The 7,722-nt window shown below is 69.1% G+C and carries 4 protein-coding genes, 1 tRNA gene and 1 pseudogene; 3 read left to right on the top strand and 3 right to left on the bottom strand.

Annotation, left to right across the window (positions count from 1 at the left end):
- Positions 1–210: 210 nt before the first annotated feature.
- Positions 211–1,309: pseudogene (locus WG209_RS20665) on the top strand (IS630 family transposase).
- 366 nt (positions 1,310–1,675) lie between these two features.
- Here WG209_RS20665 and WG209_RS20660 read toward each other — a convergent pair.
- From WG209_RS20660 to WG209_RS20650, 3 genes are all read right to left on the bottom strand, one after another.
- Positions 1,676–1,748: transfer RNA gene (locus WG209_RS20660), tRNA-Phe, on the bottom strand.
- A gap of 46 nt (positions 1,749–1,794) precedes the next feature.
- Positions 1,795–3,903, bottom strand: a complete 2,109-nt coding sequence (locus WG209_RS20655) for a molybdopterin oxidoreductase family protein (RefSeq protein WP_337176987.1) — start codon at positions 3,901–3,903, stop codon at positions 1,795–1,797.
- 301 nt (positions 3,904–4,204) lie between these two features.
- Entirely contained in the window at positions 4,205–4,402 is a 198-nt protein-coding gene (locus WG209_RS20650; RefSeq protein ID WP_337176986.1) for a hypothetical protein, read from the bottom strand.
- Positions 4,403–4,618: 216 nt separating this feature from the next.
- Here WG209_RS20650 and yghX point away from each other — a divergent pair, with 216 nt between their 5' ends.
- Together yghX and WG209_RS20640 are read left to right on the top strand one after the other, a co-directional pair.
- Positions 4,619–5,509, top strand: a complete 891-nt coding sequence (yghX, locus tag WG209_RS20645) for a YghX family hydrolase (protein WP_337176985.1) — start codon at positions 4,619–4,621, stop codon at positions 5,507–5,509.
- A 105-nt stretch (positions 5,510–5,614) separates the two neighbouring features.
- Positions 5,615–6,799, top strand: a complete 1,185-nt coding sequence (locus WG209_RS20640; RefSeq protein WP_337176984.1) for an acetylxylan esterase — start codon at positions 5,615–5,617, stop codon at positions 6,797–6,799.
- Positions 6,800–7,722 lie beyond the last annotated feature (923 nt).

The following is a 7,722-nucleotide window of genomic DNA, read 5'->3' as shown; positions in this document are numbered from 1 at the left end:
CCGCCCGGCCGCCCCGTCGGCGGGAGCAGGTCGGCGATCAGCGCGAATTCCTCGTCCTTCAGCTCATAGCGTCGCGTCATCGCGGCCTCCCTGGTGAAGCCGCCATCGTAACGCTTTACGAGCCGTCAGACAGAACCTAGTGGTCTGACCGCGTCGTCTTGCGGGGTGATCGGCGAACGGTGCTGATGGACGACCCAGGAGGAGGCCGCCATGAAGAAGTATCGCGTGACGCTCACGCCCGAGGAGAGGGAATCCCTGTCGGACCTGATCCGGGCCGGCAAGGCGTCGGCCCTGGTCCAGGCCCACGCCCGCGTCCTGCTGAAGGCCGACCAGACCGAGGGCAGGCCCGCCTGGATCGACGGGCGGATCGCCGAGGCCGTCGAGGCCGACGTCGCGACCGTCGAGCGGATCCGCGGGCGGTTCGTCGAGCAGAGCCTGGAATCGGCCCTCCGGCGCAAGCCCCAGGAGCGCCCCAGCCGGCCGCGGAGGCTCGACGGCGCGGCCGAGGCGAGGCTGGTCGCCCTGGCGTGCTCGGCCCCCCCAGGGCCGGAAGTCCTGGACGATGAAGCTGCTGGCCGAGAGGCTCGTCGAGCTGGAGGTCGTCGACTCGATCGGGACGGAGACCGTTCGCGCGGCCCTGGAAAAAAACGCGCCGACGCCGAGTTCGTGGCGGCGGCGATGGAGGACATCCTGGACGTTGTACCACCGCCCCTACGACGGCAGGCGGCCGATGGTCTGCCTCGACGAGGCGAGCAAGCAACTCGTCGGCGAGGTCGCCGAGCCGATCCCTGCGGCCCCCGGCCGTCGCGGGCGGGTCGACCACGAATTCGTCCGCAACGGGACGGCCAACCTGTTCATGGCCTCGGAGCCGCTGCTGGGCTAGCGGGCGGTGAAGGTCACGGGCCGCCGCACGGCCGTGGACTTCGCCGAGTTCGTCGCCTGGCTGGTCGAGGAGGTCCACGAGGAGGCGGAGGTGGTCGTGCTGGTGATGGACAACCTCAACACGCACAAGGTCGCCAGCCTGTACGAGGCCTTCTCGCCCGAGCGGGCCCGGGCGATCGCCGAGCGGCTGGAGATCCACCACACGCCGAAGCACGGCTCGTGGCTGAACGTGGCCGAGATCGAGCTGAGCGTGCTGGCGGGCCAGTGCCTCGACCGCCGCATCGGCTCACGGGAGGATCTGGGACGCGAGGTCGCCGCCTGGGAGGAAGACCGCAACGAGCGACGCATCGGCGTCGCCTGGCATTTCACCACCGCCGACGCCCGCATCAAGCTCCGCCACCTATACCCCGCGACTCGATCCGGTTGACCCACGAAGAGGGCCCGAAGTCGCGATTCAGACTCATGATGTTCGGCGGCATGCGACGGTCGGCAATGAGGAATTTTGTAACGCCGTCGATGACGAGCCCGATCCCACGCCGGCCCGGGGCTTTCCACAGCATATCTTCGAGCTGGTCGGTCGGCTAGTGGCGGCTTTGTGCCCGGCTCACGATCGATGGGACGGACCGTGCGGCCCGAACCGAGAGGAGATAACGGGGGGGCTACGTGGTTTGGAGTAGCCGTCCGTCGTCGTCTCGGTTACTCTGTCGGATACGAGGCGAGAAGGCCCTTGGAAACGACAGAATCAAATGGATGGGAATTCCCGAAGTTGCTGTACCGCAACAGGTTCGGGAAGTGGGCAGAGGCGGAATCGAACCGCCGACACACGGATTTTCAATCCGTTGCTCTACCAGCTGAGCTACCTGCCCGCCGCGTTGGCGTGAGAACAAAGGATAGGGGTTCGGGGGCGTGCTGTCAACAGGGGCGCGGGGTGATGTCGCTGGAATGCGGATTCAGGGGGCGGATCTCCACGAGGTTGTCGAAGAACGTCGCGCCGCCGCCCATGTCGGAGAGGGCCGAAGAGGTGGTGGCGTTGGCGTTGGAGCCGCCCGGGGAGAGCTTGTTCCAGTGGATGCCCGAGGCGACCGCCACGCCTGGGCGCACGGCTCCGGTGAGCGACGCGCGGGCGCGGAAGGCTCCGCGGGCGTTGTAGACCACGACCCACGCGCCTTCGGCCACGTTCCGGGCGCGGGCGTCGTCGTCGGCCATCTCGACCGTCGGGTCGCCGGCCGTAGCGCGGTGGCGCGGGGAGTCGGCGAACGTCGAGTTCAGGAACGACGGCCTCGGCGGACTCAGGAGCTGGATCGGGTAACGCGCCGCCAACTCGGGCCGAGATCGCGGGTCTTCCAGCGGCGGGGTGTAGGTCGGCAGCGGATCGAAGCCGTCGCGAGCCATGCGTTCGGAGTACAGCTCGCACTTGCCGGAAGGCGTCGGGAAGACGCCGTCGGCGAACGGGGCGTAGGTCTCTGGGAGCGTCAGCCGGATCGACCCCTCGGCGCGCAGCCGTTCCGGGGTGATCCCGCGAAGCGACGGGCCGTCGCCCAGGGCCTCGCGGATCAGGGTGTCGTCGTCGGGGAACAGCTCGGGCTCGAAGCCCATGCGGGCGGCCAGGGCGCGGAAGACGTCGGCGTTGGATCGGCATTCGCCCCGGGGCTCGATCGCGCGGGGGTTGTACATCACCTCGTGATGCCCGTAGGAGCCCATCAGGTCGACGTGCTCGAGTTGCGTGGTCGCGGGCAGGACGATGTCGGCGTAATCGCAGGTGTCGGTCGGGAACAGCTCGTGGACGACGGTGAACAGGTCGTCGCGACGCAGCCCTTCCAGCACCTTCGCCTGGTTCGGGGCGACGGCCGCGGGGTTGCTGTTGTAGACGTAGAGCGCGCGGATCGGCGGCCCCGGCAGCTCGCCGGCGAGCGCCTCTCCGAGTTGGTTCATGTTCACCACGCGCGTCCCCGGGGGGGAGAGGTCCGGGCGGGTCAGTCGCGCGACGTCGAAGTCGTAGGCGCCGCTCGTGGATAGCAACGCCCCCCCGCCGTGGTCGCGCCAGGACCCGACCACGGCCGGCAGGCAGGCGATCGTCCGCACGGCCATGCCGCCCCCGTGGTGGCGCTGCATGCCGTAGTTCAGGCGGATCAGCGACGGCCGTTCGGTCGCCAGCCGGCGCGCGAACGCCTCGATCGTATTCGCGTCGACGCCCGTGATGTCGGCCACCCGGGCGGGCGGGTACTCCTCGAGGACTCGATCGCGGAGCAGGGGGGCCCCGACGGTCGCCCGCTCCAGGTAGTCGCGGTCTTCCAGGCCATCGCGGAAGATGACGTGCATCAGCCCGAGCGCCAGCGCGGCGTCGGTGCCGGGTCGCGGCTGGACGTGCCAGTCGGATCGCGCGGCGGTCGTGCTCCGATACGGGTCGACCGTTACGATCGTCGCGCCATGCTTCTTGCGGGCCTCGACCATCAGGCTCCACAGGTGGGGATTGGTGTCGACCGTGTTCGATCCCCAGTTCACCACCAACTTGCACCGCGACGCCGCCAGCGGGTCGGCCCCCAGCCGCCCCCGGCCGACGGTGTACTCATAACCGAGCCCCCCCGCCGAGGCGCAGATCGTGCGATCGAGCTGCGATGCCCCGAGCCGGTGGAAGAAGCGACGGTCCAGGCCGCTCGCCTGGATCTTGCCCATGGTCCCGTAATAGCTGTACGGCAGGATGGCCTGGGGGCCATCGACCGAAGCCGCGACATCCCGAAAGCGCCCGGCGATCGCGTCCAGCGCCTCGTCCCATGAGATCCGCTCGAAGCGGCCCTCCCCCTTCGCGCCGACCCGTCTCATCGGGTTCATGAGACGGCGTTCGCCGTAGACCCGCTCCAGGTAGCGGGCCATCTTGCGGCAGAGGAATCCGCGCGTGAAGGGGTGGTCGGGGTCGCCCTTTAGCCCGATCGCCTCGCCCCCGCGCACCGTCACGATCATCGAGCAGGTGTCGGGACAGTCGAGCGGGCAGACGTTCCTGACGACGGTCGTTTCCTCGGCCATGCGACATTCCCTCCCTTCGCGACGATGGATTCTATCCGATTGTCGCCGCGAGAGTCGGGTTCGCGCAACGAAAACGGCCTCGGAGGTCGATGAACGTCCGAGGCCGTTCAATCATCACAGTGCCGGAGACTCGACTTGACCCTCCACGGGCATGGGTAGCCCACCAGGTCCTGCCTGACGGCTTGAGGGGTCGGAAGCAGCGGCGGATCATGGCGAGCTTCACCATGGCCAGGAAATTGACCGCGAGCTTCTCGAACTGGGTCGCCAGCCGCCGGTTCACCTTCAGCCAGAGGATGCGCCACTAGACGATGTTGCGGCGCCGGTAGGCCTCGGCGTCGAACTTCGGGTTCCGCCGATGGTCCTCGGCGTGGAGGATCCAGAGGACGACGCCGAGGGTGGTCCGGTGGTCGTTCCACCGCCCGCCCGGCCTCCCCTTCGGCGGCGGCGGGTCGGCGATCAGGGCGGATTCGTCGTCCTTCAGCTCAGAGCGTCGCGTCATGGCGGCCTCCTCGGGAGAGCCGCCATGGTGTCGCTTCTGGAGCCGCCAGACAGAACCTAACCCGCGTCCCTTGGCGGTATGCGCGATGACATCCTGGTCCAACATGCCCCCGGCCCGGCCGCTTGCCGCGACCGCGCGCATCGGCGACAATCCGGGGCTTCCCGAGGCGACCTCCGCCCCCTCCTTGAGAAGAACCTTTTCGCGGGAGGCATGGTTATGGACCGAGAACGAGCGCGGGACTTCGATCAGAGGCTGCTCGACCTCTACGACGACTACGCGCACGGACGCCTGGGGCGCCGCGAGTTCGCCCGCCGCGCGGCGGCCTTCGCCGTCGGCGGGGTCACCGCCGAGGCGCTCCTCCAGCGTCTCAGTCCCAACTACGCGCTGGCCCGGCAGGTCGCGCCCGACGACGCGCGGATCCACGCCGAGTACGTCACCTACGAGTCGCCCAAGGGCGGCGGCACGATCCGCGGCCTGCTCGCCCGCCCCAAGGCCGATGACGCGAAGTTCCCGGTGGTCCTCGTCATCCACGAGAATCGCGGACTGAACCCGTACATCGAGGACGTCGCCCGCCGACTGGCCGTCGAGGGTTTCCTGGCGTTCGCCCCCGACGCGCTGACCCCGCTGGGCGGCTATCCGGGGAACGACGACGAAGGCCGCGCCATGCAGGCCAAGCGCGACGCGGACGAGATGATCGAGGACTTCATCGCGGGGGCCGAGTTCCTCAAGACGCACCCGAAATCGACCGGGAAGGTCGGCACCGTCGGCTTCTGCTACGGCGGGGGCGTGGTCAATACCCTGGCCGCGCGGATTCCGGAGACGATCGCGGCGGCCGTCCCGTTCTACGGCCGCCAGCCCCGGCCGGAAGACGTCCCCAGGATCCAGGCCCCGCTCCTGATCCACTACGCCGGCCTGGACACCCGGATCAACGAGGGGTGGCCCGCGTTCGAGCAGGCGCTTAAGGCCTCGAACAAGAAATACGAGGTCTGCATCTACCCGAACGTCAACCACGGGTTCCACAACGACACGACGCCGCGCTACGACAGGGACGCCGCCGAGCTCGCCTGGAAGCGGACGGTCGAGTTCTTCAAGGATCAGTTGGGCTGATCACCGCCGCGCGACTCAGGGAGCGAGGGGCCGCGCGGCCAGGGTCGGGCCCCGAACACGATCCGCCGGCATCCGGCGTCAACCAGGACGAACAACGAGCCAGCCATGCGAAGATCCTTCTGCGTCCTCCTGCTCCTGCTGTCGCCCCCGGCCTTCGGCGCCGAGCGATACACCGGCCCGTGGAACCTCGATGAGCTGAAGCGGACACCCGCTTCCATCGTGTCGAGCCCCGATCCCGAGACCGGCATCCGCGAAGTCTTCTACGAGAATGTCCCCCTCGCCGGGAAGCCGACGCGGGTCTTCGCCTATTACGCCGTGCCCGCGGAGGGCCCGGGCCCTTACCCGGCGATGGTGCTCGTTCATGGCGGCGGCGGGAAGGCGTTCCCCGAGTGGGCGAAGCTCTGGGCCGATCGCGGCTACGCGGCGATCGCCATGGACCTGTCCGGCCGCGGCCCGGACGGCGAGCGGCTGCCCGACGGCGGGCCGGAGCAGTCCGACGAGGAGAAGTTCCGCGATTTCGCGCCGGACGAGGTTGACCGGATGTGGTCGTACCACGCCGTCGCCGCGGCGGTCCGGGCTCACTCGTTCCTGGCCTCGCGGCCCGAGGTCGACAGGGACCGGATCGGGGTGACCGGGATCAGTTGGGGCGGCTACCTCACCTGCATCGTCGCGGGGATCGACGACCGCGTGAAGGTCGCCGTCCCGGTCTACGGCTGCGGGTTCCTCGACGAGAACAGCGCCTGGCTCCCGCGATTCGAGCGGATGGGCGAGGCCAGGACGAAGCAATGGCGCGACCAGTTCGACCCCTCGCGCTACCTCCCAGGCGTCTCCCGCCCGATCCTATTCGTCAACGGCACGAACGACTTCGCCTACCCGCTCGACAGCTATCAGAAGTCCTACCGGCTCGTGGAGGGCCCGGTCGACCTCCGCGTGACCGTGGGGATGCCGCACGGTCACCCGCAGGGTTGGGCGCCGAAGGAGATCGGGCTTTTCGTCGACAGCGTCCTGAAGGGAGGAACGCCGCCCCCGCGCGTGGCGACGCCCGCGATCGAGGACGGCTGGATTTCCGCCGAGGTCGTGGCGGGCCAGCGATTCGAGTCGGCCAGACTCCATTACACGACCGACTCGGGCCCGTGGCGGGAGCGGAGCTGGTCGACCATCGACGCCGAGACGGACGGCTCCCGGGTCCGGGCCAAGCTGCCGGAGGATCGGCCGATCGTGGCCTTCTTCACGGTAGAGGATGAACGAGGGGCCGTCGCGAGCAGCCCACATGCGTCGGCCGAGGAGTGATGCGGAGGCGCCTCGGGAGCAACTGCATCAACGCGGCTCCGGCTTCGGTTTCCCCTCGCGAGCCGCGCGCCTCGCGGGCGCCGCTCTCGGCGGTTCAAGGCGACCGACGGCCCCCCTCGCCGCCGTTTGACGTCAGCCCTGAGTCGAATCCGGACCTTGCGCTCCGGTCTTGCCCGTCGGGGAGCGACCTTGCATCGCGTCTTCGGATGGGCCGCCGACCACGCATCGGATGGCGGCTCTCCGAAACGATCGGCCGGATGGGCCCGCGGCCGCTCGGAAGCCGTCGTGATCGCCTTCCGCTGTTCGGTCGCTGGCTTCGGTTTGGTTGGCCGAATCAACTTCGGCCTGGCGGACCGACGCGCGCAACGGATTTCACGGTTCCGCTCGTTACCCTGGTTACCCGCGGGAGGGGCTGTTGCCACGGTGTCAGCCTCGGGGCAGCGAGGGCTCCGGCCCGCGAAGGGCTGATCAGGTACGCCGCGGCTCCCGCGGAGCATCGCGTTGAGGCGGAAGATCGCCGCCGCATGGCGGGAAGCCGGCCAGCGATCCGGCGCCCTGGCTGCGGTCGAGGCCCGAGTTCAGGACGAACAGGAAGTCGGCCCCGGCCTCGACCGCCGAGCGGGCCAGCTTACCTGAGCCGGTCACGACCCCGACCACGAGGTTTGAACGGGCCGCCTCGGACGAGATCCACGGCTCAAGCCCGGCTCGCGTGGAGACCTCCCTCCCGACCGCGTGGCGTAACTGGCCGCTTCCGAGTGTATATCGGCAAACCGCCCGTATACACTAGGTTCTGTCTGGCGGCTCGATGAGTCGGAAGCAACGGCGGATCATGGCGAGCTTGACCATGGCCAGGAAGTTCACGGCGAGCTTCTCGAACCGGGTGGCGAGCCGGCGGTTCTCCTTCAGCCAGAGGATGCACCGCT

This window comes from Paludisphaera sp. (assembly GCF_037189885.1).
In the GTDB taxonomy this organism is placed as follows: domain Bacteria; phylum Planctomycetota; class Planctomycetia; order Isosphaerales; family Isosphaeraceae; genus Paludisphaera.
The sequence above is the reverse complement of the archived record's forward strand: the minus strand, read 5'-3'. Positions and strand labels throughout refer to the sequence as shown.